Genomic DNA, 23,981 nt, shown 5'->3' with positions numbered 1-23,981 from the left:
AATCAAAATGACTGATAAACAATTTCCTCTAGTTGCTGATGATGAAATCATGCTGACAGAGATGCCACACATGAATTTGTATGATGAATTGGACCTCATCAGCAATATTATTGGGGACTATACAGACCGTAACTATTTAGAGTGGGTGCCGATTGTTGATTCTAGCAAGCATGCACCAGCTGCTGCCAACCCAACTGTCAAAATACCAGTTAAAAAACAAGCTAATTTTCAAGATTTTAAAAGACCAATTGATAAAAATGATCCAGCTATTCGCTATGCTGAGCAGGCGCGTGAAGAAGCTAGAGCTGATTTGAAAAAGAAACGCTCGGCTCCTTATTTGACCAGTGAAATTCCCAATAAGATTCGGAATAGGAAAGTTTCGGCTGTTGCTCATTCGACCACGGAGCAGCCAAAGCCGACTGCACCTTTCCAGAAAAATGCTGCGGGAGAGTTTGCTAAATTTGGAAATAAACTCAAACAAGAATCCTATATTTTAGCAGAGATTAAGCCTGATTACAGACCTAAGACTCAAAAATTCAAGGAAAAACCTAAGAAAAATACCTATGATTTTTTGAAGAACAGTCAAGTCTATAAGCAAAGCAATCCTCAGGAAGAGCAAAAGAAACATAGAATGGCTCAAGAATTGAACTTGACCAAATTAGATAAGGAGTAAAAGCTATCATGACGAAAACCTATCATTTTATCGGGATTAAAGGCTCTGGTATGAGCGCTTTGGCTTTGATGCTGCACCAAATGGGCCATAAGGTTCAGGGCAGTGACGTTGATAAATATTATTTCACCCAGCGCGGTCTGGAGCAGGCAGGCATTTCCATCCTGCCTTTTGATGAAAAGAATGTCCAGCCAGACTATGAAATCATTGCTGGTAATGCCTTTCGTCCAGATAACAACGTAGAAATTGCTTACGCAGATGCTAACGGTATCGGCTACAAACGCTACCATGAATTTCTAGGTAGCTTTATGCGTGACTTTGTCAGCATGGGTGTAGCTGGTGCTCATGGAAAAACTTCTACAACGGGGATTCTTGCCCATGTTCTGTCCAATATTACGGATACTAGCTATCTGATTGGAGATGGTACAGGCCGCGGTTCTGCCAATGCTAAGTATTTTGTCTTTGAGTCAGACGAATACGAGCGTCATTTCATGCCTTACCATCCGGAATATTCGATCATTACCAATATTGACTTTGACCATCCAGATTATTTTACTGGCTTGGAAGATGTCTTTAATGCGTTCAATGATTATGCCAAGCAAATCACTAAGGGGCTCTTTATCTATGGAGAAGATGAGCAGCTGCGTCGGATAACATCCAATGCACCGATTTACTATTATGGCTTCAAGGAAGGAGGTAATGACTTTGTCGCGCATGATTTGTTGCGTTCGACTAGCGGCTCAGGCTTTAAAGTTTCCTTCCGCGGGCAGGAACTGGGCGAATTCCAAATTCCGAGCTTTGGTCGTCACAATATCATGAATGCAACAGCTGTGATTGGGCTCCTTTATATTGCTGGCTTTGACTTGAATTTGGTTCGCGAGCACTTGAAGTCCTTTGGCGGAGTTAAGCGCCGCTTTACAGAGAAAATTGTCAACGAAACAGTTATCATTGATGACTTTGCTCACCATCCAACGGAAATTATCGCAACTCTTGATGCAGCTCGTCAGAAGTATCCAAGCAAGGAAATCGTGGCAATCTTTCAGCCGCACACCTTCACTCGGACCATTGCTCTCTTGGACGAATTTGCAGAAGCCCTCAATCAGGCTGACGCGGTCTATCTAGCTCAGATTTACGGATCTGCGCGTGAAGTGGACAATGGGGATGTTAAAGTCGAGGATCTAGCTGAAAAAATTGTCAAGCGGGCCAAGGTCATTGATGTGGATAATGTTTCTCCGCTTCTTGACCACAGCAACGCAGTTTATGTCTTTATGGGAGCTGGAGACATCCAGACTTATGAATATTCCTTTGAGCGTCTCCTGTCTAATCTGGCTAACAATGTCCAATAGGTTGTAACTGTGGAAGCATACATCAAGATTAGGCAAGCCCAGTTGAGCGACTGGGAGGAAGTCGTTCATATTGAGAATTTGAATTTTCCCAAAGAAGAGGCAGCTAGTCCGGGAGCGCTGAAAGAGCGGATTCAACTGATTGCAGATACCTTTCTGATTGCAGAGCTCAATGGGCAAATAGTGGGTTATGTCGTTGGTCCTGTCCTTGTCTCGCGTCATCTAACTGATGTCCTCTTTACCAAGGTGACAGCCAATCCTCCAACCGGTGGCTTTATTGTCATTCAAAGCCTGTCTGTCCATCCAGATTTTCAGCGTCAGGGTATGGGAACTTTGCTCTTGGCAGCCCTCAAGGAGACGGCTGTTCAGCAAAACCGCCAGGGTATCAGCCTAATCTGTCATGATGAGTTTATCTCTTATTATGAGATGAATGGTTTTGTCGATGAGGGCATTTCCCAATCTTTCCACAGCGGAGCCCCTTGGTTTGATATGGTTTGGGACAATCCCGACTTTAAGGAGATACAATGATTATCCGCCAAGCAAGTCTAGCAGACTTGGATGCAATTCACAGAATTGAACTGGAAAATTTCAGTCCAAAAGAAGCTATTAGTCGTGAGATATTGGCAAAGCACATTGAAACGATTTCCACAACTTTTTTGGTTGCGGAAAAAAAGGGCAAGATTCTGGGCTATTTAGAGGGACCTATTCGACCAGAACGACACTTGCACGATGTTTCTTTCACACTGGAGATTGAGGACTGCCATTCTATCGACGGCGGCTTTATCTCTCTTACCAGTCTGTCTATTTCGAAAGAAGCACAAGGCTTGGGTGTAGGAAGAGCCTTACTGGAAGCTATGAAGGAAATTGCTATTGCAGATGAGCGCCACGGCATCAATCTGACCTGCCATGATTATCTGACAGCTTATTATGAAAGACACGACTTCGTCAATGAAGGACAGTCAAAGTCAACTTATGCTGGTGAAGTTTGGTATGATATGGTCTGGGAAAATCCTCAGTTAAACTGTCATTAAACTGTAACAATAAATAGGTTCTGAAATCCGAATAATATTGCATTTATCAAGGTTTTAAGATATAATATTAAGGATTATGAACAAGGAGGTCAAGTTTTTGACTGAAAATTCACAAGATAAAGAGAAAAATCTGAGCTTTAAGGAACAGATTCTAAAAGAATTGGCAGGAGCTGGTGGAGAAGGACAGTCTTCGGACTTAGAACCAGCAGCTGACAATAAAGAAGCAGTGCTCACCGAAAACATTGAATCCCTTCTTTCGTCTGTTGAGGCTTCTCATAAGGCTTTAGCGGAGATTTCTGAAGAAACACCTGTAACTGATAGTCTGGTAAACACAGAAACTTCGGAAGAGGAAAAATCTGAAGATGGCCAAACAATGATACTGGAGAGCCTGATAGCTAATTTGAACACAGAAGCACAAGCTGCGGATGCTCAGGAAGTTAAAGTTGCCGAGCCTGAAACACGTGATGGTGAATCAATGACTTCTTCAAAGGTGCCAGTGTCTTATAAAGTTTCAGGAGAAGCAGCTCCTGAGCCTCAAGTAGAAGAAGAGCCAGCTCAAAAGATAAGCGAAAATCTATCTCGTGCCGATCGGGCAAGAAATACAAAGAAAAAGAAGCGTCAGAACAAGGTGGCACGGAATATTGTTCTAACGGTTCTACTTATCGTTCTGATAGGTGTTGGAGTTACAGGTTTTGTTGGCTACAACTATTTCTCTTCTGCTCTGAAACCGATTGATGCAAATTCTACGGAGTACGTTACAGTCGAAATTCCAGCTGGATCAAGCTCTAAAGAAATCGGTGAAATTCTTGAAAAGAATGGCCTGATCAAGAACGCTCAAGTTTTTAATCTTTATTCAAAAATCAGAAGTTACGGCAATTACCAATCTGGTTATTATAATCTACAAAAGAGCATGGACCTAGACTCTATTGCTAAGCAGCTACAAGAAGGTGGTACGGAAACGCCACAGCCACCAGTTCTTGGGAAAATTACCATTCCGGAAGGCTATACGCTTGAGCAAATTGCGGAGACAGTCACTGCCAATGCAGCTGCAACTTCAAAAAAGAATGCTAAGACACCATTTAACAAGGAAGATTTCTTAAATAAAGTTCAAGATGAGGACTTTATTGCGAAAATGCTTGCCAAATATCCGCAACTCTTAGCAACTCTTCCTGGAAAGGACAGTGGGGTCAAGTACCGACTGGAAGGCTATCTCTTCCCAGCTACTTATGAATATGGGAAGGAAACCACAGTTGAGGAACTGATTGACCAAATGTTGGCTGCTATGAATACGAATTTGTCGCAGTATTACTCAATAATTGAGTCTAAAAACCTGACTGTCAATGAAGTATTAACTCTTGCTTCCCTGGTTGAAAAAGAGGGTTCAACTGACCAGGATCGTAAAGATATTGCCAGTGTCTTTTATAATCGTTTGAACCAAGCAATGCCGCTTCAAAGTAATATTGCGCTCCTTTATGCTCAAGGAAAGCTTGGAAAAAAGACGACTCTCAAAGAAGATGCTGAGATTGATACTAATATTGATTCTCCATACAATGTTTATAAGAATCAAGGTCTGATGCCTGGACCAGTAGATAGCCCAAGCCTCTCCGCCTTAGAAGCTACAATTAACCCAAGTAAGACAGACTATCTTTACTTTGTAGCCAATGTGGAAACAGGTGTTGTCTACTTTGCAAACACATACGAAGAACATGCTAAGAATGTAGAAGAACATGTCAATAGCAAGCTAACCCAATAAAGCGACAGTTCTAACAAAATTATGTGGTTTTCCACATAATTTTGTTTTATTAAAAAATAAAATAAAAGAAAAGAGAAAAAATTATGGCTGAAAAAACGTATCCGATGACCCTTGCGGAAAAGGAAAAATTAGAAAAAGAATTAGAAGAATTGAAATTGGTCCGACGTCCAGAAGTGGTAGAGCGCATTAAAATTGCTCGTTCTTATGGAGATTTGTCAGAAAACAGTGAATACGAAGCAGCGAAAGATGAACAAGCCTTTGTGGAAGGTCAGATTTCCAGTCTTGAGACTAAAATTCGCTATGCTGTGATTGTAGATAGTGATGCAGTTGCCAAGGATGAAGTTGCTATCGGGAAAACAGTTACCATTCAAGAAGTCGGTGAAACAGAAGAAGAGGTTTATATCATTGTTGGTTCTGCTGGAGCAGATGCTTTTGCTGGTAAAGTTTCAAATGAAAGTCCAATTGGCCAAGCTCTGATTGGTAAGAAAACCGGTGACACTGCAACGGTTGAAACACCAGTTGGCAGCTATGATGTTAAAATCTTAAAAGTTGAAAAAACAGTCTAAATGAATTTGAAAATCTAAAAGCTGAACAATCAGCTTTTTTTGTTTTCGATTTGTTTAAGTCAGAATATGTATGATGGAGCTAAGGGTAAAAAGAGATTTTCCGTAGGTTGATGAAGTGATTCTGTAGCCAAACGGTACGAGAGATTGAAATAGTCTAAGATATTTTTTAGCCCCGACCTTTATGCTTAGTAAGCGAAAACCAACCGACTATCATAAAACAGAAATGAAAAACGGCGACCTTGGGAAGTGTCAGGGAGGAATGAGAAAGTTAGCATTTAAGTAGGGGAGTACGGCAAACTAAGCTAACTACATAATAAAAGATAAACGGAATGACTATAGGGCAGAAGTAGGGAAATTACAGATGGATATGTTATAATGGGAAAAGGAAAAAATGAGGAGAGGACCATGCAAGAGCAAGCCATTTATGGCAAATACGGTGACTATTTGCCCAAAATACTAGAAGATATCAGTCAGCGTATCAAAGCTGAAAATAAAAAAATAAAGCAGGAAACGGGACATAAGCTGTTTGAGCATTTTAATGCTCGTGTCAAGGATGAGGCCAGCATGCTGGAAAAATGTACTCGTAAGAATCTGCCACCGACTCCTGAGTCTGCCCTCAAGAAAATTCGCGATGCGATTGGAATTCGGATTGTTTGTGGATTCATCGATGATATTTACCAAACGATTGACATCATTCGGGGGCTGAGGGGCTGTAACATTATCCTTGAGAAGGACTACATCCTGTCGGCCAAACCAAATGGTTACCGCTCCTATCATTTGATTTTAGAAGTGGAAACGCCCTACGAAGACTGTTTGGGCAATCAGCCTGGCTCTTATTTTGTGGAAGTCCAGCTGCGGACCATTGCCATGGATTCTTGGGCTAGTCTGGAGCATCAGATGAAATACAAGCATGAAATTAAGGATACCAAGCGGATTGTTCGAGAGCTGAAGCGCTGTGCGGATGAGCTGGCTTCCTGTGATGTGACTATGCAGACCATTCGCAATCTGATCCGAGAAAGTGAGTAGAAAATATGAAAATTTTGTTAGCAGAAGATGAGGAGCAGCTTTCCCGTGTTTTACAAACAGCCATGATCCACGAAGGTTACGAGGTGGATGCGGCTTTTGATGGACAAAAAGCTGTTGACTTAGCTTTGGAAAATGCCTATGACTTGATGATTTTAGATATTATGATGCCGAAGAAAACGGGTCTGGAAGCCCTAAGAGAAATCCGTCAGTCAGGGAATACGAGTCATGTCATCATGCTGACGGCTATGTCAGAAATTGACGACAAGGTCACAGGTCTGGATGCGGGTGCAGATGATTATCTGACCAAACCTTTCTCCCTCAAGGAATTGTTAGCCCGTCTGCGGTCCATGTCGCGTCGTTTGGAGGCTTTCACCCCCAATCTTTTGCAGGTTGGTCGGACCAGTCTGGATGTCGGTGAGCATGAATTAGCCAGCTCAAATTCCATCCGTCTGGCTAGTAAGGAATCCAAAATGATGGAGTTTTTGATGCTAAACAGTGGCAAAAAACTGACAACAAAAGAAATTTTTCAGCATGTCTGGAAGGGCGAGCAAAGCGAGGACTTGGATGAAGGCTTTGTCTGGATCTATATCTCCTATCTCCGCCAAAAGCTCAAGGCCATCAATGCAGACCTGGCTATTTTAGGTGAGGAAAATGGCAGTTTTTGTTTAGTGCCAGTGGAAGGAGACAAGCATGTTTCGGAAACTTAGAGTTCGCTTTATCCTCATAGCATCAGTAGCTGTCACAGGCATCCTCTTTTTTCTGGTTGGGGCTCTTAACTCAGTCCGATTTCTTCAAACGACTGGAGAAATCCAAGCAGTATTGAATATCTTGTCAGATAATCAGGGTGAGTTTCCCAGTGTCCAGGCTACGGCTCAGGCTTTAGATAACGATCGCATTTCGATTGATACCATTTATCAATACCGCTATTATAGCGCTGTATTTAATGAAGATGGAACGGTCTACTCATCCAATCTGAACAATATTTCTAACCTTTCTCAGGAGCAAGCTTTAAAATCTGCCAAATCAGTCGTCAAACAGCACCGAAAAAATGGGATTTTTACTATCGGTGGTCAGTATTACTCCTATCAAGTGACGCGGGATTCAAGGACCAAGCGCTACTTGGCTGTCGTGCTGGACTCGACCAAATACCTTGAGGATCGTAATGACTTTCTGTGGGTTTCCATTCGTTCGGCTCTTTATAGTGTCATTTTCTTTATTGTCGTCATTTCCGTTGTGTCTAGTTGGGCCATTCGTCCCTATGTCAGGAATTATGAGAAGCAGAAGCGTTTTATTACCAATGCTGGTCATGAATTGAAAACACCTCTGGCGATCATTTCGGCTAATACAGAGTTGCAGGAATTGATGACGGGAGAAAATGAGTGGACAGAAAGTACCAAGGATCAGGTCAATCGTCTCAGCAATCTCATCAATCAAATGGTCAGTCTGGCTCGTTTGGAGGAGCAACCAGATATAGCCTTAGTAGATGTGGACTTTTCCAGCCTTGTCCAAAAAGCAGCCCAAGATTTCAAATCTGTAGCTGAAAAAGCTGGGAAGGACTATCATATCAGGGTTCAGGATGGGATTCATGTCAAGGCAAGTCAAGATGAACTCTATGAATTAGTCAGCATTTTGATTGACAATGCCTGCAAATACTGCGATGAGGACGGTCAGATTTTTGTGACCCTGACCAAGGCTAAGCGTAGAAAACGAGCACGTTTGATTGTTTCCAATAGCTATGCGGATGGGAAAAATGTCGACTATAGTCGCTTTTTTGACCGTTTTTACCGCGAAGATGAATCCCATAATCATAAGCAGGCAGGTTACGGAATTGGACTCTCCATGGCCGAAAGTCTGGTCAATCTTTTTAAAGGAAAAATCGCAGCCAGCTATAAAAAAGGCTTCATCAGCTTTACAATCCTGATTTAGCAGTTGAAATCAGCTTGCAGAAGGCCAGCTTGTATCGTCTTTCGATTGCATCCCCTCGTATTAAACTCAGAAAATACTGGGATACTCTTTTGCTTTTTAAAGATAAGACCCGGGGTAAAAATAGTTCTAAGAATGTTTTACCCTCTTGGTTGATTTGACACAAATTTCAACAGTCTTCTCGTCTATTGCAGCATCCTAAAAGTAAACAGAAAGTGGCGAAGANTTGTTTATCTAGAACGTTGTTTCCCAGCGTTACGGTTGTTTTTCTTTTTATTGCTATGGCTGATGGCCTGACTAGCTTTTGGTGTTACATCTTTTACTCGTCCTGAGTTTCTCATGGCTTTTGGAGGATTCTTTTTATACTCTTCAGCCACTTGTTTTCTAATCCGTGGGCGAATCAAATAATTGATCATGAATTGCTGAATAATTTGAATGAAACCGCCGACAACCCAATAGAGGGTTACAGCTGCTGGCGACATGAAGGAGAAGACAACAATCATAATCGGGCTCATATAAGAAGCGCGTTTCATCTGCTCTTTTTGTGCTTCGTCTTCTATACCATGAAGGGAGAGGACAGACTGAAGATAATAGAGCACTCCAACAATGAGAGTCAAGACAATACTTGATTTTCCAAGGTCAATGCCAAGAAATGTACTGCTTGCCACGCCTTCAGTGTACTGAGCAGCAAAGAAGAGGGCTGAGAAGAAAGGCATTTGAATGAGCAGAGGCAGGCAGCCGATACCGCCAAACATACTCAAGCCATTTTCTCGTTGAGCCGCCATCAATTCTTGCTGAGCCTGTAGCTTTTCTTCTTGCGTTTCAGCATTATTGACCCGTTCTTGGAGCGGCGCAAAGATAGGTTTGAAGTAGTTCATCTTTTCTGACTGAAGAGTGGCCTTCCAAGACTGGTAAATCCCGAGAGGGAGGATAATAATCCGCACAATCAGAGTGACAAGAATGATCCCCATCCCAAAGCCGAGATGCATATTATTGGCGAAGAACTTAATGGCTTCTCCCATAGGATGCCCCAACAGGTTCCAGATGATTCCAGATGGATTTCCGGCTTTGTCTCGTCCGACACATCCAGTCAATAAAAGGAGCAGGGACAAGCTCATTCCAGAGAATAAAATACGTTTAAATTTTTTCACGAGTTCGTTTCCTTTGTTTCTAAAAAATAATACTTATCTATTCTACTGTTTTTTTGCAAAATATACAATAGTTCTGTAGACCTAATTTGCAATTTTAAAGTCGGTATAGGAATCAAAATTGGCCATGGTTACATCCAGATAGCTTACTTTAGAAAAGGGAGTCGGGCCTTTGCGGATTTCCTGAATGAATTTGGCCATGAGAGCAGATGTCTCGGCTTGGGCCAAAATTTCGACAGTGCCGTCATCGTTATTCCAGACACGACCGGTAATCCCGCCGATTTCCAGAGCTAAAGAATAGACTCCCCAGCGAAAACCGACACCTTGGACACGTCCTTGAGCAATCATTCTCACTTTTTGCATAGCTGCCTCCTTTTGTAACGGGCCAGAACTCAACCGTCAGCTTCTCCGTTTTCCTAGCCTACTGAGCAGGTTGAGATTTTCTTTGCGGATAAGTCTGGAGGATGAGTCCAAAACCGTCAGATTGTGGTATAATGTACTTATGAATATTATAACCTCAAAAGCCAATAATGTGGTAAAAAAAGCTAAAAAGCTGCATCAAAAAAAGTATCGCAGCGAGTCTTATCTGATTGAGGGCTGGCATCTTTTTGAGGAGGCTCGGGCCAGTCAGGCACGGATTCTGCGAATTTTTGCCTTGGCAGAGTACGAAGAGCGTTTGGCGGAATTTTCTCAGACGATTTTTGTCAGTCCCGAGATTCTCAGTGATTTAGCAGATAGTAAAACACCTCAGGGAATCGTTGCAGAATTAGCCTTTGAGGAGCAAAACATTCCAGAAAAGCTGGAAGGAGCCTATCTCTTTTTAGAGGATGTACAGGATCCTGGCAATGTCGGGACCATCATCCGAACAGCGGATGCGGCAGGCTATCAGGGAGTATTCATTTCTAGTCACTCTGCTGATATTTACAATCTAAAAACGCTGCGCTCCATGCAGGGCAGCCATTTCCATTTGCCGATTTATCGCGTGAGCAGAGAGGAAATGCTTGCTCTTGCGCGTAAAAATAAGCTGCAACTTCTGGCTTCGACGTTGTCAGAAGATTCCGTTGACTATCAAAAAGTCGAAAAAAATGAGCATTTTGTCCTGGTCGTGGGCAATGAAGGTCAGGGAATCAGCCAAGAGATAGCGGACGCGGCCGATGTTTTGGTTCATATTTCGATGAAAGGCCAAGCAGAGAGTCTAAATGTCGCTGTGGCAGCTGGAATTCTGATGTTTGCTTTAAGCTAGTTTTTAGAAATCTTTCTATAATGAAACTAAACGGAGGTGATGTTATGCCTTACAGAGAAGATGAAGAATTTATGGCTTATGTGGGGCATTTAATTGAAAAACCCAGTGTGCAGCGCTTGAAAGAGATTACCCATCATATTCATTCCAACCGACTTGAACATTCGATTAATGTCAGTTATACTAGTTACAAGATTGCTAAAAAATTTGGCTGGAATGCTCGCAGTACAGCACGAGGTGCTCTTCTTCATGACTTATTTTACTATGACTGGCGTGAAACCAAGTTTAAAAAGAGTCATGCCTGGGTGCATCCCCGTTTAGCAGTCCGTAACGCCCGCAAGATTACCAAGCTCAATCGAGTTGAGGAAGATATTATCATCAAGCACATGTGGGGGGCGACCATTGCTCCGCCGCGCTATAAGGAGTCTTATATTGTGACGATGGTGGATAAATATTGGGCAGTCAAGGAAGCAACTGCGCCTTGGCGGCGTAAGATGGGCGGACGCAAAAAGTATCATCGTAAGATGTTGAGAAGTTAAAATGTGAAAAGGAGACATTATGAACAATACAGTTATTCAAGAAAACAGCGGACTTTCTAGTTTTTATTCTAAAGTCTATGGATTTGTCGGGCTGGGAATTGCTATCTCTGCCTTGGTATCAGGCTTAATGCTAACGACCTTTCAGATGGCCATGGTCGATATTTTGCTCAATTATCGTTGGATTTATTATGGGACTATTTTCCTTGAGTTGGCCTTGGTTTGGTCAGCTTCTAGCTTGGGCCTTCGCAATAGTCCGGCAGCCATGCCACTCTTTTTGAGTTATTCAGCCTTAAATGGCTTCACCATGAGTTTTATTGTGGCTCTCTATACAGGAGGAGTGGTCTTTAAAGCCTTTGCTGTTAGTGCGGCAGTTTTCATTGTTATGGCAGCAATGGGAATTGTTATCAAAAAAGATTTGTCTGGCATGGGACGTGCCATGATTGCTGGTTTGATTGGGATTTTGATTGCGAGTCTGGTCAATATTTTCCTTGGTAGCGAGATGGTGGACTATATCGTCAGTTATGTTAGTGTTGTGATTTTCTCTGGCTTGATTGCCTGGGACAATCAAAAAATTCGTTATGTTTATGAGCAAACTGGCGGTCAAGTTGGTCTTGGCTGGGCAATCTCCCTCGCTTTGAGCCTTTACCTCGACTTTATCAATCTCTTCCTCAGCATTCTTCGGATTTTCGGAAGAAATGATTAATGACATAAAAAATTAATCCATAACTGCACCTCTAAAGTTGGCTAAGTACAATCTAACTTTAGGGGTGTTTTCGTGTGAAATTTAGGCCCATTATCAACTTGGAGTATGATAATGTAGTAGAGAGAAGTTCTTGTAACTTCTTTTTCTCTGCTTTGTCATCATTTATGTTATAATATTCTCAGAAAAAGAGAAAGCAGAGATGTGTATGAAAACTCCATTTATCAGTCGTGAACGCTTGGCCGAGCTGACCGAGCAATTTCCAACTCCCTTTCATCTCTATGATGAGAAGGGGATCCGAGCGCGGGTGCGGGCTCTGCACCAAGCCTTTGCTTGGAATCCTGGCTTTAAAGAATATTTTGCCGTTAAGGCGACACCGAATCCTGCTATTTTAAAAATTCTCAAGGAGGAAGGTTGCGGGGTGGACTGTGCCAGCTATGTAGAGCTGATGATGAGCCAAAAGTTGGGCTTTGCAGGTGATGAGATTATGTTTTCGTCCAATAATACGCCAGCCGATGAATTTCGCCTTGCGCGGCAGCTGGGGGCGACCATCAACCTAGATGCCTACGAGGATGTGGCTTTCTTGGAGGAAGTAGCTAGCATTCCCAAGGTGATTTCCTGTCGCTACAATCCCGGCGGTGTCTTTGAGCTGGGCACCAGCATTATGGATCATCCAGAGGAAGCCAAGTTTGGCATGACCAAGGTGCAGCTGATTCAAGCCTTTAAGGAACTCAAGGCGTTGGGAGCAGAGAAATTCGGTATCCATGCTTTCTTGGCCTCCAATACTGTCAGCAATGCCTACTATCCGGAACTGGCTCGTCAGCTTTTTGAGTTAGCGGTAGAGGTCGTAGAAGCGACCGGGGTTGAGCTAGATTTTATCAATCTGTCTGGCGGTGTCGGGGTTAACTACCAGCCTGAAGGCGAGGAAAATGATATTGCGGTCATCGGTCAGGGGGTTCGTCAGGCCTATGAGGAAATCCTGACACCGGCTGGTCTGGGGCAGGTCAAGATTTTCACCGAGCTGGGACGTTTTATGCTGGCGCCTTTCGGTCTCTTGGTGACCAAGGTTACTCACAAAAAGCAAACCTATCGAACCTATCTGGGAGTGGATGCTTCTGCGGTTAATCTCCTTCGTCCTGCTATGTACGGAGCTTATCATCATATTACCAATATGGATCGACCAGAAGGACCGACAGAGATTATCGATGTGGTCGGCAGTCTCTGTGAAAACAACGATAAATTTGCCATCCAGCGGGAGCTGCCTGTCAGCCAAATCGGCGATACGCTAGTGATTCATGATACTGGTGCCCACGGTTTCTCCATGGGCTATCAATACAATGCCAAGTTGCGCTCTAGCGAGATTCTCCTAGAGGAAAATGGGCAGGCCCGCATGATTCGTCGGGCAGAGAGGCCAGAAGATTATTTCGCGACTCTCTATGGCTTTGATTTTGAAAAATAGAGATAATTTGGTATAATAAAGAGCAATGAAAAAATTGAAATAGGAGTTCGGATTATTATGAATACATTGTTAGCAATTTTATTGATTATGCTGGCTTTCTTTGGTGGGATTTTGCTGGGTATGTACTTGCTTCGCCGTCAGGTCGAAAAAGAATTTGCGGAAAATCCTCGTCTCAATGTGGAAGCGGTGCGGACGTTGCTCAGCGCCAGCGGTCAAAAGCCAAGCGAAGCGAGAGTACAGCAGGTTTACCGTCAAATCATTAACCAACAAAAAGCAGCACTTGCTAAAAACAAAAAATAATTTTTCCTCTCTTGGCTGTCTTAAAGCCGATAGGAAATTTCTATATAAAAAATGGGGATTTGGGCTAAGCTTCCAATCCCTTGTTTTAGAAAGAAGACTTTATGGATAACCGACCGATTGGATTTTTAGACTCAGGGGTGGGCGGTCTGACTGTTGTCCGTGAACTGATGCGGCAGCTCCCCCATGAGGAAGTGGTTTATATAGGTGATTCGGCTCGGGCTCCTTATGGTCCTAGGCCGGCAGAGCAGATTCGGGCTTATACCTGGCAACTGGTCAACTTTCTCTTGACCAAGGATGTTAAGATGATTGTTATTGCCTGCAATACGGCGACAGCTGTTGTCTGGGAGGAAATCAAGGAAAAGCTGGACATTCCTGTCCTAGGTGTGATTTTGCCTGGAGCTAGTGCTGCAATCAAGTCAACTGTTGGTGGCAAGATTGGAGTCATTGGCACTCCTATGACGGTGCAATCAGATATTTACCGTAAAAAGATTGAGGCTCTATCACCAGATATGCAGGTGCAGAGTCTAGCTTGTCCCAAGTTTGTTCCTCTGGTGGAGTCCAATGAGCTCCAGTCTAGCCTGACCAAAAAGGTGGTTTATGAGACTCTGCATCCTCTGGCGGGCAAGATTGATACTCTTGTCTTGGGATGTACCCATTATCCCTTGTTGCGGCCGATTATTCAAAATATGATGGGGCCAAATGTCAAGCTGATTGACAGCGGGGCTGAGTGTGTACGGGATATTTCTGTCCTGCTCAATTATTTCGAAATCAATCGTAGCCGCGAGAAGCATGAACTGAACCATCGTTTTTATACTACAGCCAGTGCTAAGAGATTTGCGGAAATCGCAGAAAACTGGCTGAATCTGAAAGTCAATGTGGAGCATGTGACCTTATGACAAAGAACATTTATGAATACAAAGATGCCTCTGACTGGTATGTGGCTGAATGGGGGAAAAGTGCCTCTTACAGTGAATTTGAGCGAGTGCCAGCTGAAGCTTCTGAGATTTTAGACCGCTTAGAGAGTATTTTGGCGGAAGAAGAACTAGGCCTGCCCTTAAATATCACGGTCATTCGCTATGGCTCAGCCTTTCGCTTTCTGACCTTCTTGCTGGATATTTTAAATCAAGAAACAGGCTGAAAGTTAGAATTATTGCAGCGACAGGGAGCTCTCCTTTTGGTTGAAGCAGGACAATTGCTCTATGTTCATCTGCCACAAACCGGCGTGGATCTACAAGCCTTTCTGGAAGCAAAAGATGTCAAGGATACCCTCTTGATTGCGACTCGAAATGAGGGCAAGACGGCGGAGTTCCGTAAGCTTTTTGGGAAGTTGGGCTATGAGGTGGAAAATCTGAATGACTATCCTGATTTGCCAGAAGTGGCTGAAACAGGCATGACCTTTGAAGAAAATGCCCGTCTCAAGGCTGAAACGATTAGTCAATTGACTGGCAAAATGGTGTTGGCAGATGATTCAGGTCTGCAGGTGGATGTTTTGGGCGGCCTGCCAGGTGTTTGGTCGGCTCGCTTTGCTGGTGTTGGTGCGACGGATGCTGAAAATAATATCAAGCTTCTGCACGAACTGGCTATGGTCTTTGAGATTAAAGACCGCTCTGCTCATTTCCACACAACTCTGGTGGTGGCTAGTCCAGATAAGGAGTCCTTAGTTGTCGAAGCAGATTGGCCGGGCTACATTGCCCATGAGCCCAAAGGTGAAAATGGCTTTGGCTATGATCCTTTGTTCTTAGTCGGAGAGACAGGAAAAACATCAGCTGAGCTGACGATCGAAGAGAAAAATGCCCAGTCTCATCGTGCGCAAGCGGTGCAAAAATTAGTGGAGGTATTTCCAGCATGGCAAAGCAAATAATCATAGTGATGAGTGATTCCCATGGGGATCGTGCCATTGTCGAAGCAATTAAAGATCATTATCTGGGAAAAGTCGATGCTATTTTTCACGATGGGGACTCAGAGTTGCCTTTTAAAGATGAAATTTGGGAAGGGATTCACGTCGTGGCGGGGAACATGGACTTTTATCCCGGTTATCCTGAGCGTTTGGTGACAGATTTGGATGGGACCATTATTGCCCAGACCCACGGTCATCTTTTCAATATCAACTTTAGCTTCCAAAAGCTGGATCTCTGGGCTCAGGAAGTAGGGGCAGATATCTGTCTATATGGGCATTTACACGTTCCAGATGCTTGGATGCAAGGGAAGACTCTCTTTCTTAATCCAGGCTCTATCAGTCAGCCGCGCGGTTTGATTACTGAGAGACTTTATGCCAAGTTAGAGATTGATGAGGACCGTTTTAAGGTTGATTTTTATACGCGAAATCATGAGCTTTACCCAAGCTTATCTAAGGAGTTTGCCCGATGATTGCTAAGGAATTTGAAGAATATCTTTTGAATTTGGAAGACACTTTTTTGACACCAGAATCCAAACTAGCAGTGATGATCGACACCCACAATGTAGACCATGCGATTCTCTTGTTGAGTCAGATGACCTACTCGCGGATTCCAGTGGTGACAGCGAAGAAAAAGTTTGTCGGAACCATTTCTTTGACAGATATCCTGGCTTATCGGATGCAGCATGAGCTACCGGAGGAAGAGTTTATGTCCATGGATATTGTCCATATGACTCGAAAAGATGGTCTGACCGTTGAGCCAGATTACCAGATTTCAGATGTTCTGCGTAAGCTGGTAGACGAGTCTTTCTTGCCTGTTGTGGATAAAAAACATCGTTTTTATGGGATTATTACCAGAAAATCGATTTTGAAAGCTGTGAATTCGCTGATGCATAATTTCACAAGTCAGTATGAGATTTCCAAAAAATGAAAGAACAAATTACCCCTTTTTTAGAGCAAAAAAACATCTCGGAAAATTCAAAACTAGCCTATTCCTACGATCTGGAGCAATTTGTCAATGAAATCCACAGCAAGGTGACGGAGACCAATTTGCGGATTTATCAAGCTTCCATCAAGGATTTTAAGGCGGCTGTCCAGAAGCGAAAGCTCTCAGCGGTTAATCAATTTCTCTATTATCTTTACGAGAACAAGATGATTGGAGAATTTCACCGCTTGACCTTGCCCAAGGTCGCGATTTCCAAGGAACTTGAAAGCGAGCTGATGGACTTGTCAGCTTTTTGGGAGACTTCTGCGGTTCCGCATGGCCGACTAATGGCGCTTCTGATTTTGGAAATGGGTCTCTTGCCAAGTGAAATCCTGCAGGTCAAGGTTGAAGATATTAATCTTGACTTTCAGGTTTTGCGGATTGAGAAGGCTGGGCAGAAGCGGATAATAAAAATCCCTGAAAGTCTGACGGATGAGTTAGGTGACTATTTAACAGGGACTTATTTATTTGAAAAGAATGGCAAGTCCTATTCACGCCAATGGGGCTTTCGCCAGCTGGAAGCTTTCTTGATTGAGCAAGGGCAGGCCAGCTTGTCAGCCCAAAGCCTGCGGGAGCAGTTTATTTTGCGCCAGCGGGAAAAAGGTGTCGGCATCTACGACATTGCTCGTGATCTGGGCTTGAAGACAGTGATTACATTAGAAAAATACAGATAAGAATGGATATCAAGTTAAAAGATTTTGAAGGGCCGCTGGACTTGTTGCTGCACCTCGTATCCAAATATCAGATGGATATTTACGATGTGCCCATTACCGAGGTCATCGAGCAATATCTGGCTTATGTGTCTACTCTGCAGGCCATGCGGCTGGAAGTGACGGGAGAATACATGGTTATGGCTAGTCAGCTCATGCTGATCAAGAGTCGTAAGCTCTTGCCTAAAGTGGTAGATCAGGTGGATTTGGAGGACGATCTGGAGCAGGACTTGCTGAGTCAGATTGAGGAATATCGGAAGTTCAAGCTGTTGGGCCAGAAAATGTCCCTTCAGCATGATGACCGGGCTCTTTATTATTCCAAGCCCAAGCTGGAGCTGGTTTATGAAGACGCTGAGCTCCTACACGACAAGTCAACCATTGATCTTTTCTTGGCTTTTTCCAAGGTGATGACCAAAAAGCAGGAGGAGTTTTCAAAGAGCCACACGACCATTGTGCGTGACGAGTATAAGATCGAGGACATGATGGAAGTAGTGCGCCAGCGCTGTCGGACTCAAAAACGCCTTGCCCTGCAGGATATTTTTGCAGAAACCAAAGACATGAATGAAGTGATTACGCTCTTTTTAGCAACCCTGGAGTTGGTCAAGGTGCAGGAGGTGCAGGTCATTCAGGAGGAAAACTTTGGAAATATTTATTTAGTAGGAAGAAAGAATGAGTAAATTAGCAGAGATTGAAGCCCTGCTTTTTGTGGCGGGGGAAGATGGTCTCAAAGTTCATCAGCTATCAGAAATCCTCTCCTTACCGCCGACTGGTGTCATCCAGAGTTTAGAAAAATTGGCGGAGAACTATCAAGCAAATCCCGACTCCAGTTTGACCTTGCTGGAAACGTCAAAGACTTATAAGTTGGTTACCAAGCCTGAATTTGCTGAGATTTTACGGGAATATTCGCGGGCACCGATTAACCAGAGCTTATCCCGAGCTGCACTGGAAACCTTGTCGATCATTGCTTACAAGCAACCCATAACAAGGGTGGAGATTGATGATATTCGTGGGGTTAATTCCAGCGGAGCGATTTCGAAGTTACTAGCCTTTGAGCTGATTCGGGAAGATGGCAAGAAGGAAGTCATTGGCCGCCCCAATCTCTATGTGACGACGGATTATTTTTTGGACTATATGGGCATCAATCATTTGGACGAATTGCCTATTGTGGATGAAGAGGAGCTCATTGCTGAGGAAAGTCAACTTTTCGGAGAGTGACAAGTTCATCCTATAAGGGACCTTTTTTGAATACTACCAAGCTTTGAGGGAGGCACTGCTTTCCCTATTTGCCATTTTTCCAGCTGTTAAAGTTGTGAAAATGGTCTTTGTATCTTGTGAAAGGACAATATCGATGAGAATCAATAAATACATTGCCCATGCGGGAATTGCCAGCCGGAGAAAGGCTGAGGAACTGATCAAGCAGGGGCTGGTGACCGTGAATGGTCAGGTAGTGCGTGAGCTAGCGACTACCATCAAGTCAGGCGACCGAGTAGAAGTGGAAGGCCAGCCCATTTACAATGAAGAAAAAGTTTACTATCTGCTCAATAAACCGCGTGGGGTGATTTCCAGCGTAACCGATGACAAGGGGCGCAAAACAGTCGTTGATTTGCTGCCTCAGGTCAAGGAGCGAATTTATCCCGTTGGCCGATTGGACTGGGATACTTCTGGTGCCTTGATTTTAACCAATGACGGTGACTTCACAGATGAAATGATTCACCCGCGAAATGAAATTGACAAGGTCTATGTGGCGCGTGTCAAGGGTGTGGCCAATAAGGAAATTCTGCGTCCGCTGACCCGCGGTCTGGTCATTGAGGGTAAGAAAACCAAGCCAGCTGTTTATGAGATTCTCAAGGTCGATCCCGTGAAGAATCGCTCAGTGGTTCAGTTGACTATCCACGAAGGGCGTAATCATCAGGTCAAGAAGATGTTTGAAGCAGTGGGGTTGCCAGTGGACAAGCTTTCACGGACTCAGTTTGGGCATCTGGATTTGACTGGTCTCAAGCCGGGTGAAGCACGGCGATTGAGTAAAAAGGAAGTCAGCCAGTTGCATAACTTGGCTGTGACCAAGACTAAGAAAAAATGATTAAGAAAATATTGATAGCGCCGGTTCGATTTTACCAGCGCTTTATTTCCCCTGCCTTTCCGCCTTCCTGCCGTTTTCGGCCGACTTGTTCCAATTACATGATTGAAGCCATTGAAAAACACGGAGTCAAGGGGATACTGATGGGCTTGGCCAGAATTGGTCGCTGCCATCCATGGTCTAAGGAAGGGGACGATCCAGTCCCAGACCATTTTAGTCTTCGGCGGGATAAATAACTTTTATATTCTTCGAAAATCAAAAGCATACTTCTAGCTCATTGTCTAGTCTAATTTTTATCTTCTCATTGAGTATTAGTTTATTGATACTGCATAATTGCAAGTTTAAAAGCGCTCTCTATCAAGAGAACGCTTTTTAAAATGTTCACAAAAAACGTGAGCAGGGAACAACAATGACGGCAAGCTATTGCAGATGAATAATTGGCGGGAAATCATAAATAGTAATTTGAGAAATGTCTATTACTACTATAGCTGAGATGAACAGAACTGCTAAGAAAAACATCAATTTAGACTTCTTCATATTTGTACTCCTCCTTTAAGCTGGAAAAAAGCGAAAATGCCATATTTTTAAGTAGAATATCATTTGTAATATTGAAAATAGCCATGGCATTCTGACAGCTTTGATAAGCTTCCGATAATAATTGTTGTTTTTGAAGTATATAAGCCCTGGCCAGATAACAATCTCCTAATAAAAACAAAGATTTTTCCTCTAAAATCAATGTTATTGCTAACGAGTTATAATAAAGAGACTTGTCATATTCATTTTTAAAGAAGAAGGATCTGGATAAGCTATAATAATATTTTACTTTATCCATCCAATCTGCAAATTTATTGATATCAGGGAGAATTTCTTTGAAAATTTCTAAAGCTTTATCATGTTCGCCAGAATCACTGTAAATACTAGCAATACTTGACTTTGTTTTTAAGAAAATAAAGTCCGTTTCATGAATAGAAGCAAGCAGAGTCTCCAGTTTTTTTAAAGCGGCCTCTTTATCATGATGTACATGATATATGGTAATGGCTGTTAGCCAATCAAAAATCATTCTATCAGATGAATCTAGAGTGTCAGCATTGACCATTGACAAAACATATTTTAGTGTAGCATAGTCTCTGGAATGGATAAGCTTTTTAATGTCTAAAGAGTAAAATTTATCAGATGGTAAATAATCAATATTGAAAAATTCCTCAATGGCAGTGTGTGACAATTTTAACTTATTGACAAGATGAATAAAGATCTCAATCGAAGGAAGAAGCTCTTCGTTTTCAATTTTACTAATGATACCTTGGGCGCAAATCCCCTCAGCAAGTTCTTTTTGCGACAAGCCTAACTGTAGACGTCGATTTTTGAATTTTACAGCAATCTTATGTTTTAATGAATTTACTTTGTCCATATTGTATATTATAACATATTTCAAACAAAAATCAAATTAGAATATATTTAATCTAAATAATATTATAAATGAAATTATATATAATAAAAAAAATAAAATAGAGTTGACAAATTAAAAGAAAAACATTAAAATTAAAGTGTAAGCGGATGCATTTGTTTAATAAAATATAAAGGAGTAAAGAAATGAAAAGAATTAATCTTTGTTGGTCACTTTTTCTTATTCTATTATGTTTTATATCTGCTCCGGTTGTCTTTGCTGCAACTGATACAGGAGATTCTATTAAATCAGATCCTTCTGTGGTTAACGGAGGTGTTGATTTGTCAACGCCTTTAGAGCGCCCTCTTCTTGAAATAGATTCAGAAACAAATACGTTGAGAGCAAAGCCACAACAAGTTATTTTAAATATACCATTCCAAACACAGATTAATGATTATTACTGTGGGCCAGCATCAGCTTCTATGATTGTTAGATCATTAGGTTATAATAAAAGTCAACAGCAAATGGCTGCATTGTTAGGGACTACGACTAATGGTACTAATGCTGGTAATGGAGTAGCCAATGCATTGAATGCTGTTGTAGCTGGTTCAAGATATAGATTTAATTGGGAGTGGCACACCTATACACAAATTAATAAAATGAAAAATCATATTACAGAGGCACTGAGTTGGGGAAATCCAGTTATGGTAAATACAATGGAAAGCCCTGGAGATGTGTATTTACAAGGTCATAATATCGGAACAGCTTTGTATCATTTTGGTGTAATAGGAGATTATTTTGATAATGGGAACTCGGTTACATATGTTGATCCAGGATATGGAAGATATGGTGGTTTTGTTATGAATCAACGAGTTACGATTAGAAATATGAGCTATGCAACTGGTGGCCGTGGTTATGCATGGTAATAGTTTAGTTAAAACATATTCCCTCTTTTTGATTTGCATTGTTATTCTTCTTTTAATAGGTTGTTCAAATAGGAATAATGAAAGCTCAGCAAGTAATTCAGATGAGATGAAAACTAATCAGATTTCAGATGCGACAGCATTTAAAGTTGTTGCATCTGAAGAATTATTGAAATCTTCTATAAAAATGTCTTACCCTGATGGGGTATACTTCACTCCCACCTATCTTACAGATGATTCGCTAGTCATAGGTGAAGCGTATGATATGAATAATCAAAGTGAAAATTATTTGGCAGCTCTAAACATTAAAGATAGAAGCTTTAAAAAAATAAAATATGTGGAAAAAACATCAGAAATAGTAACTATTATTGTTAATTATGCTGATAAAGATTACATTGTTTTTGAGGAATTTGATCAGGTAAATCAGAAATCAATATATTTTATTTTTAATTTACATGAGGGTGACTATAAAATAATTCATTCGATTCTAAATATAAATCCAATTCATTATACACAGGTAACTAGGCAAGGTAATAAATTATATATGAATATGTTTTATAAGTCTGATATTTATAGAACGTATTCCTTTGATTTATTGTCTGGGAATCTGAACGTAATTGAAAAAGAAAATAGTAGTCACCCAATTTATTTTAATGGGAATGTATATTATATTTTAATAGACAACAGTCATCAAGTTACCAAGATAATTAGATATAATGAACATGACGAATTGAAAGAAGCAGTCAAAGAATTATCGAGGAAGGATAACTTTTATAATGGACTTTTTTCTAATGATAAAAATGTTATTATATCTGAATATAAGCTCGGAATAAACTATTTATCTTTAGGAAATATAGAAACAGAAAGACAATTCTTTTCATCCAATTGGATTGAAACCCTTAATTATAAAGGAAATTATATTACATTTTTAGGTGATAGAATTGATAAGGATAGGGTTAGACCACAATATTATTTATTTGATCTTGAAAAAATGATTAATTATAGTTATGATGATGGGATTATCTTGCTATCAAATACAGGAATTTTCTGGGTTGATTTTTTAAAGGATGAGAAGGAAATTGAGAAGGGACAAATTTTCACCAATGACAATTCTGTAATGAGATACCTCACCTTTGCTGAATAAAAGAAAGGGGTGACAAGCATGAAAAAGAATATCGGAATGCTAGTGTGTTTGCTGTCAATCATAGCACTAGCTGCTTGTGCTAGTAGTCAAAATTCTTCACCTTCCTCCAAAAACAATAGCACGTCTTCCTCGAAAGTTTCTGAGCAATCTAAGTCTAAAAATAAGACAGATGCTACAAAGGGGTCAACTGTAGATTCTAGTAAAAAATCAGAAAGTTCTGAGAAAGAACAGAGTTCGGTAGCGTCCTCACAGTCTAGCAGTGACCCGCAAACAAGTCCAACACAAGGCGGGGAGTCAGGAGAAGTCAAACCAAGTGAGAGGGTGGAGGAAAATCCTCCGATGGACCCTAGTGTTGCAGCGGGGCTGTTGATTGAAAAAGGTATGCAAGGTAGTCAGGTTCAGGCTGTGGGAGGGCAGAGAGTGCGGTTAAATGTACCTCTCATTATCCAGCGTTATTGGAATTACTGCGCTCCGGCAACAGTTTCCATGATGTTAGCTAGTAGAGGGATCAATGTTGATCAGGCTCAATTAGCTAGTGAAATGGGCACAGATGAATCTTTTGGGACGCACAACAGCAATGCGATAAGAGTTTTGAATAGATATATGTTTGGCTATGATGCTCCTTATGGCAATCAGGCGGGATATAGATTGGCCACAGTGACAAATCCAAGTTCTGATTCAGAAGATATGAGGTTATTCAAGCAGCGTCTGATTCAAAATATCAATGACGGTTATCCAATGTATTATACTTTTGATAATTCAAAAATGTATCCCGGCAGAAGCGGTGAGCACAATGTTATCGGAGTAGGCTATGTGCTAACAGCAGATGGGGCAGATGTTGCCTATGTATATTATTTGGATCCGTCTTATATGGTTCAGGATCCTGTTTATGGAGGCTTGAAGATAGTTAGTCCTGAAGAACTGCTAAATGCCATGGTTACTTGCATGGAGCCCAATTATGGGTGGTAGCAAAAATTATGGGCAGAGCATTCGTTAGATAGACGAAAGGAAACGACACCTCTAAAGTTAGATTTTGGCTCTTTTCTACCATTTGTCAAGTCTATCAAGGCTTTAAGTAAAAAAAGAGATAAGACAGTAGCTATTCTGGCTCTTTTCTACCATTTGTCAAGTCTGTCAAGGCTTTAAGTGAAAAATGAGATAAGACA

The 23,981-nt window shown here is 41.8% G+C and carries 28 protein-coding genes and 1 pseudogene; 26 read left to right on the top strand and 3 right to left on the bottom strand.

Annotated elements, in window-relative coordinates; genetic code table 11:
- Window positions 1-7 precede the first annotated feature (7 nt).
- The 9 genes from zapJ to SSIN_RS00885 all read left to right on the top strand — a co-directional run bounded on the left by zapJ (window position 8) and on the right by SSIN_RS00885 (window position 8,315).
- A complete protein-coding gene (gene zapJ / locus SSIN_RS00925) occupies window positions 8-673 on the top strand; it encodes a divisome accessory protein ZapJ (RefSeq protein WP_037614674.1) in 666 nt (221 codons plus the stop codon).
- Between the two features lie 8 nt (window positions 674-681).
- Window positions 682-2,016 (top strand): UDP-N-acetylmuramate--L-alanine ligase, encoded by a 1,335-nt coding sequence (gene murC / locus SSIN_RS00920; RefSeq protein ID WP_037614672.1) that lies wholly within the window; start codon window positions 682-684, stop codon window positions 2,014-2,016.
- Window positions 2,017-2,025: 9 nt separating this feature from the next.
- Entirely contained in the window at window positions 2,026-2,541 is a 516-nt protein-coding gene (locus SSIN_RS00915; RefSeq protein WP_037614670.1) for a GNAT family N-acetyltransferase, read from the top strand.
- Window positions 2,538-3,044, top strand: a complete 507-nt coding sequence (locus SSIN_RS00910) for a GNAT family N-acetyltransferase (RefSeq protein ID WP_037614666.1) — start codon at window positions 2,538-2,540, stop codon at window positions 3,042-3,044. The genes SSIN_RS00915 and SSIN_RS00910 overlap by 4 nt, the downstream gene beginning before the upstream one ends.
- 76 nt (window positions 3,045-3,120) lie before the next feature.
- The gene (gene mltG / locus SSIN_RS00905; protein WP_244880066.1) at window positions 3,121-4,797 is read left to right on the top strand and encodes an endolytic transglycosylase MltG; all 1,677 of its coding nucleotides are present in this window, start codon (window positions 3,121-3,123) and stop codon (window positions 4,795-4,797) included.
- Window positions 4,798-4,880: 83 nt separating this feature from the next.
- On the top strand, window positions 4,881-5,363 hold the full coding sequence (gene greA, locus SSIN_RS00900) for a transcription elongation factor GreA (RefSeq protein WP_037614661.1): 483 nt from the start codon (window positions 4,881-4,883) through the stop codon (window positions 5,361-5,363).
- Between the two features lie 405 nt (window positions 5,364-5,768).
- Window positions 5,769-6,389, top strand: coding sequence for a GTP pyrophosphokinase (locus SSIN_RS00895; protein WP_037614658.1), 621 nt, complete (start codon window positions 5,769-5,771; stop codon window positions 6,387-6,389).
- A 5-nt stretch (window positions 6,390-6,394) separates the two neighbouring features.
- The gene (locus SSIN_RS00890; RefSeq protein WP_037614656.1) at window positions 6,395-7,096 is read left to right on the top strand and encodes a response regulator transcription factor; all 702 of its coding nucleotides are present in this window, start codon (window positions 6,395-6,397) and stop codon (window positions 7,094-7,096) included.
- Window positions 7,080-8,315, top strand: coding sequence for a sensor histidine kinase (locus tag SSIN_RS00885; RefSeq protein ID WP_037614654.1), 1,236 nt, complete (start codon window positions 7,080-7,082; stop codon window positions 8,313-8,315). The genes SSIN_RS00890 and SSIN_RS00885 overlap by 17 nt, the downstream gene beginning before the upstream one ends.
- Before the next feature lie 227 nt (window positions 8,316-8,542).
- Here the strand turns inward: SSIN_RS00885 and yidC are convergent, their stop codons facing one another.
- Window positions 8,543-9,463 (bottom strand): membrane protein insertase YidC, encoded by a 921-nt coding sequence (yidC, locus tag SSIN_RS00880; RefSeq protein WP_037614652.1) that lies wholly within the window; start codon window positions 9,461-9,463, stop codon window positions 8,543-8,545.
- An 81-nt stretch (window positions 9,464-9,544) separates the two neighbouring features.
- Window positions 9,545-9,823 (bottom strand): acylphosphatase, encoded by a 279-nt coding sequence (locus tag SSIN_RS00875; RefSeq protein WP_037614650.1) that lies wholly within the window; start codon window positions 9,821-9,823, stop codon window positions 9,545-9,547.
- Between the two features lie 139 nt (window positions 9,824-9,962).
- Between SSIN_RS00875 and SSIN_RS00870 the strand changes: the two genes are divergently transcribed.
- The 14 genes and pseudogenes from SSIN_RS00870 (at window position 9,963) to yidD (ending at window position 19,600) form a co-directional block, all read left to right on the top strand.
- Window positions 9,963-10,703 carry a TrmH family RNA methyltransferase gene (locus SSIN_RS00870; RefSeq protein ID WP_037614648.1) on the top strand — a complete coding sequence of 247 codons (741 nt, stop codon included), beginning with the start codon at window positions 9,963-9,965 and terminating at the stop codon, window positions 10,701-10,703.
- A gap of 44 nt (window positions 10,704-10,747) precedes the next feature.
- Window positions 10,748-11,239 (top strand): HDIG domain-containing metalloprotein, encoded by a 492-nt coding sequence (locus tag SSIN_RS00865; protein ID WP_037614646.1) that lies wholly within the window; start codon window positions 10,748-10,750, stop codon window positions 11,237-11,239.
- Between the two features lie 19 nt (window positions 11,240-11,258).
- Window positions 11,259-11,942 carry a Bax inhibitor-1/YccA family protein gene (locus tag SSIN_RS00860; RefSeq protein ID WP_037614643.1) on the top strand — a complete coding sequence of 228 codons (684 nt, stop codon included), beginning with the start codon at window positions 11,259-11,261 and terminating at the stop codon, window positions 11,940-11,942.
- A 205-nt stretch (window positions 11,943-12,147) separates the two neighbouring features.
- Window positions 12,148-13,398: a diaminopimelate decarboxylase gene (locus SSIN_RS00855; RefSeq protein WP_037614640.1), complete on the top strand. Its 1,251-nt coding sequence runs from the start codon at window positions 12,148-12,150 to the stop codon at window positions 13,396-13,398.
- A gap of 57 nt (window positions 13,399-13,455) precedes the next feature.
- On the top strand, window positions 13,456-13,698 hold the full coding sequence (locus SSIN_RS00850; protein WP_037614637.1) for a YneF family protein: 243 nt from the start codon (window positions 13,456-13,458) through the stop codon (window positions 13,696-13,698).
- 101 nt (window positions 13,699-13,799) lie between these two features.
- Window positions 13,800-14,594, top strand: a complete 795-nt coding sequence (gene racE / locus SSIN_RS00845) for a glutamate racemase (RefSeq protein WP_037614636.1) — start codon at window positions 13,800-13,802, stop codon at window positions 14,592-14,594.
- Window positions 14,591-15,559: pseudogene (locus SSIN_RS00840) on the top strand (nucleoside-triphosphate diphosphatase). The gene racE and the pseudogene SSIN_RS00840 overlap by 4 nt, the downstream one beginning before the upstream one ends.
- Window positions 15,544-16,065, top strand: coding sequence for a metallophosphoesterase (locus SSIN_RS00835; protein WP_037614634.1), 522 nt, complete (start codon window positions 15,544-15,546; stop codon window positions 16,063-16,065). Before SSIN_RS00840 ends, SSIN_RS00835 begins: the two are co-directional and overlap by 16 nt.
- A complete protein-coding gene (gene cbpB / locus SSIN_RS00830; RefSeq protein ID WP_037614631.1) occupies window positions 16,062-16,523 on the top strand; it encodes a cyclic-di-AMP-binding protein CbpB in 462 nt (153 codons plus the stop codon). Before SSIN_RS00835 ends, cbpB begins: the two co-directional genes overlap by 4 nt.
- Window positions 16,520-17,251, top strand: coding sequence for a site-specific tyrosine recombinase XerD (gene xerD / locus SSIN_RS00825; RefSeq protein WP_037614629.1), 732 nt, complete (start codon window positions 16,520-16,522; stop codon window positions 17,249-17,251). The genes cbpB and xerD overlap by 4 nt, the downstream gene beginning before the upstream one ends.
- A 2-nt stretch (window positions 17,252-17,253) precedes the next feature.
- Window positions 17,254-17,964: a segregation/condensation protein A gene (locus SSIN_RS00820; RefSeq protein WP_037614626.1), complete on the top strand. Its 711-nt coding sequence runs from the start codon at window positions 17,254-17,256 to the stop codon at window positions 17,962-17,964.
- The gene (gene scpB, locus SSIN_RS00815; protein ID WP_037614624.1) at window positions 17,957-18,502 is read left to right on the top strand and encodes an SMC-Scp complex subunit ScpB; all 546 of its coding nucleotides are present in this window, start codon (window positions 17,957-17,959) and stop codon (window positions 18,500-18,502) included. The genes SSIN_RS00820 and scpB overlap by 8 nt, the downstream gene beginning before the upstream one ends.
- Window positions 18,503-18,635: 133 nt before the next feature.
- Complete coding sequence (locus SSIN_RS00810) at window positions 18,636-19,367, top strand: pseudouridine synthase (RefSeq protein ID WP_037614621.1); 732 nt, start codon at window positions 18,636-18,638, stop codon at window positions 19,365-19,367.
- Complete coding sequence (yidD, locus tag SSIN_RS00805) at window positions 19,364-19,600, top strand: membrane protein insertion efficiency factor YidD (RefSeq protein WP_209325442.1); 237 nt, start codon at window positions 19,364-19,366, stop codon at window positions 19,598-19,600. Before SSIN_RS00810 ends, yidD begins: the two co-directional genes overlap by 4 nt.
- 287 nt (window positions 19,601-19,887) lie before the next feature.
- On the opposite strand, the gene SSIN_RS00800 is transcribed toward yidD, so the two are convergent.
- Window positions 19,888-20,772: a helix-turn-helix domain-containing protein gene (locus SSIN_RS00800; protein WP_037614620.1), complete on the bottom strand. Its 885-nt coding sequence runs from the start codon at window positions 20,770-20,772 to the stop codon at window positions 19,888-19,890.
- Window positions 20,773-20,954: 182 nt separating this feature from the next.
- On the opposite strand from SSIN_RS00800, the gene SSIN_RS00795 reads away from it, so the two are divergent.
- From SSIN_RS00795 to SSIN_RS00785, 3 genes are read left to right on the top strand one after another with little or no spacing between them, the layout of a single operon-like run.
- Window positions 20,955-21,674 carry a C39 family peptidase gene (locus tag SSIN_RS00795; RefSeq protein ID WP_003069799.1) on the top strand — a complete coding sequence of 240 codons (720 nt, stop codon included), beginning with the start codon at window positions 20,955-20,957 and terminating at the stop codon, window positions 21,672-21,674.
- Window positions 21,643-22,815 (top strand): hypothetical protein, encoded by a 1,173-nt coding sequence (locus SSIN_RS00790; protein WP_167332861.1) that lies wholly within the window; start codon window positions 21,643-21,645, stop codon window positions 22,813-22,815. The genes SSIN_RS00795 and SSIN_RS00790 overlap by 32 nt, the downstream gene beginning before the upstream one ends.
- Before the next feature lie 18 nt (window positions 22,816-22,833).
- On the top strand, window positions 22,834-23,784 hold the full coding sequence (locus tag SSIN_RS00785; RefSeq protein ID WP_037614616.1) for a C39 family peptidase: 951 nt from the start codon (window positions 22,834-22,836) through the stop codon (window positions 23,782-23,784).
- Window positions 23,785-23,981: the final 197 nt, after the last annotated feature.

This window comes from Streptococcus sinensis, assembly GCF_000767835.1.
Lineage (GTDB): Bacteria > Bacillota > Bacilli > Lactobacillales > Streptococcaceae > Streptococcus > Streptococcus sinensis.
The sequence above is the reverse complement of the archived record's forward strand: the minus strand, read 5'-3'. Positions and strand labels throughout refer to the sequence as shown.

Bases quoted from the DNA above. Each gene is read 5' to 3' on its own strand.
- scpB (WP_037614624.1), top strand. From the start codon at position 17,957: ATGAGTAAATTAGCAGAGATTGAAGCCCTGCTTTTTGTGGCGGGGGAA.
- SSIN_RS00790 (WP_167332861.1), top strand. From the start codon at position 21,643: ATGCAACTGGTGGCCGTGGTTATGCATGGTAATAGTTTAGTTAAAACA.
- SSIN_RS00850 (WP_037614637.1), top strand. From the start codon at position 13,456: ATGAATACATTGTTAGCAATTTTATTGATTATGCTGGCTTTCTTTGGT.
- SSIN_RS00910 (WP_037614666.1), top strand. From the start codon at position 2,538: ATGATTATCCGCCAAGCAAGTCTAGCAGACTTGGATGCAATTCACAGA.
- greA (WP_037614661.1), top strand. From the start codon at position 4,881: ATGGCTGAAAAAACGTATCCGATGACCCTTGCGGAAAAGGAAAAATTA.
- SSIN_RS00890 (WP_037614656.1), top strand. From the start codon at position 6,395: ATGAAAATTTTGTTAGCAGAAGATGAGGAGCAGCTTTCCCGTGTTTTA.
- zapJ (WP_037614674.1), top strand. From the start codon at position 8: ATGACTGATAAACAATTTCCTCTAGTTGCTGATGATGAAATCATGCTG.
- SSIN_RS00810 (WP_037614621.1), top strand. From the start codon at position 18,636: ATGAGAATCAATAAATACATTGCCCATGCGGGAATTGCCAGCCGGAGA.
- SSIN_RS00885 (WP_037614654.1), top strand. From the start codon at position 7,080: ATGTTTCGGAAACTTAGAGTTCGCTTTATCCTCATAGCATCAGTAGCT.
- mltG (WP_244880066.1), top strand. From the start codon at position 3,121: ATGAACAAGGAGGTCAAGTTTTTGACTGAAAATTCACAAGATAAAGAG.
- cbpB (WP_037614631.1), top strand. From the start codon at position 16,062: ATGATTGCTAAGGAATTTGAAGAATATCTTTTGAATTTGGAAGACACT.
- SSIN_RS00895 (WP_037614658.1), top strand. From the start codon at position 5,769: ATGCAAGAGCAAGCCATTTATGGCAAATACGGTGACTATTTGCCCAAA.
- SSIN_RS00865 (WP_037614646.1), top strand. From the start codon at position 10,748: ATGCCTTACAGAGAAGATGAAGAATTTATGGCTTATGTGGGGCATTTA.
- racE (WP_037614636.1), top strand. From the start codon at position 13,800: ATGGATAACCGACCGATTGGATTTTTAGACTCAGGGGTGGGCGGTCTG.
- SSIN_RS00875 (WP_037614650.1), bottom strand. From the start codon at position 9,823: ATGCAAAAAGTGAGAATGATTGCTCAAGGACGTGTCCAAGGTGTCGGT.
- yidD (WP_209325442.1), top strand. From the start codon at position 19,364: ATGATTAAGAAAATATTGATAGCGCCGGTTCGATTTTACCAGCGCTTT.
- SSIN_RS00820 (WP_037614626.1), top strand. From the start codon at position 17,254: ATGGATATCAAGTTAAAAGATTTTGAAGGGCCGCTGGACTTGTTGCTG.
- SSIN_RS00855 (WP_037614640.1), top strand. From the start codon at position 12,148: ATGAAAACTCCATTTATCAGTCGTGAACGCTTGGCCGAGCTGACCGAG.
- xerD (WP_037614629.1), top strand. From the start codon at position 16,520: ATGAAAGAACAAATTACCCCTTTTTTAGAGCAAAAAAACATCTCGGAA.
- SSIN_RS00835 (WP_037614634.1), top strand. From the start codon at position 15,544: ATGGCAAAGCAAATAATCATAGTGATGAGTGATTCCCATGGGGATCGT.
- SSIN_RS00870 (WP_037614648.1), top strand. From the start codon at position 9,963: ATGAATATTATAACCTCAAAAGCCAATAATGTGGTAAAAAAAGCTAAA.
- SSIN_RS00785 (WP_037614616.1), top strand. From the start codon at position 22,834: ATGAAAAAGAATATCGGAATGCTAGTGTGTTTGCTGTCAATCATAGCA.
- SSIN_RS00795 (WP_003069799.1), top strand. From the start codon at position 20,955: ATGAAAAGAATTAATCTTTGTTGGTCACTTTTTCTTATTCTATTATGT.
- murC (WP_037614672.1), top strand. From the start codon at position 682: ATGACGAAAACCTATCATTTTATCGGGATTAAAGGCTCTGGTATGAGC.
- SSIN_RS00860 (WP_037614643.1), top strand. From the start codon at position 11,259: ATGAACAATACAGTTATTCAAGAAAACAGCGGACTTTCTAGTTTTTAT.
- SSIN_RS00800 (WP_037614620.1), bottom strand. From the start codon at position 20,772: ATGGACAAAGTAAATTCATTAAAACATAAGATTGCTGTAAAATTCAAA.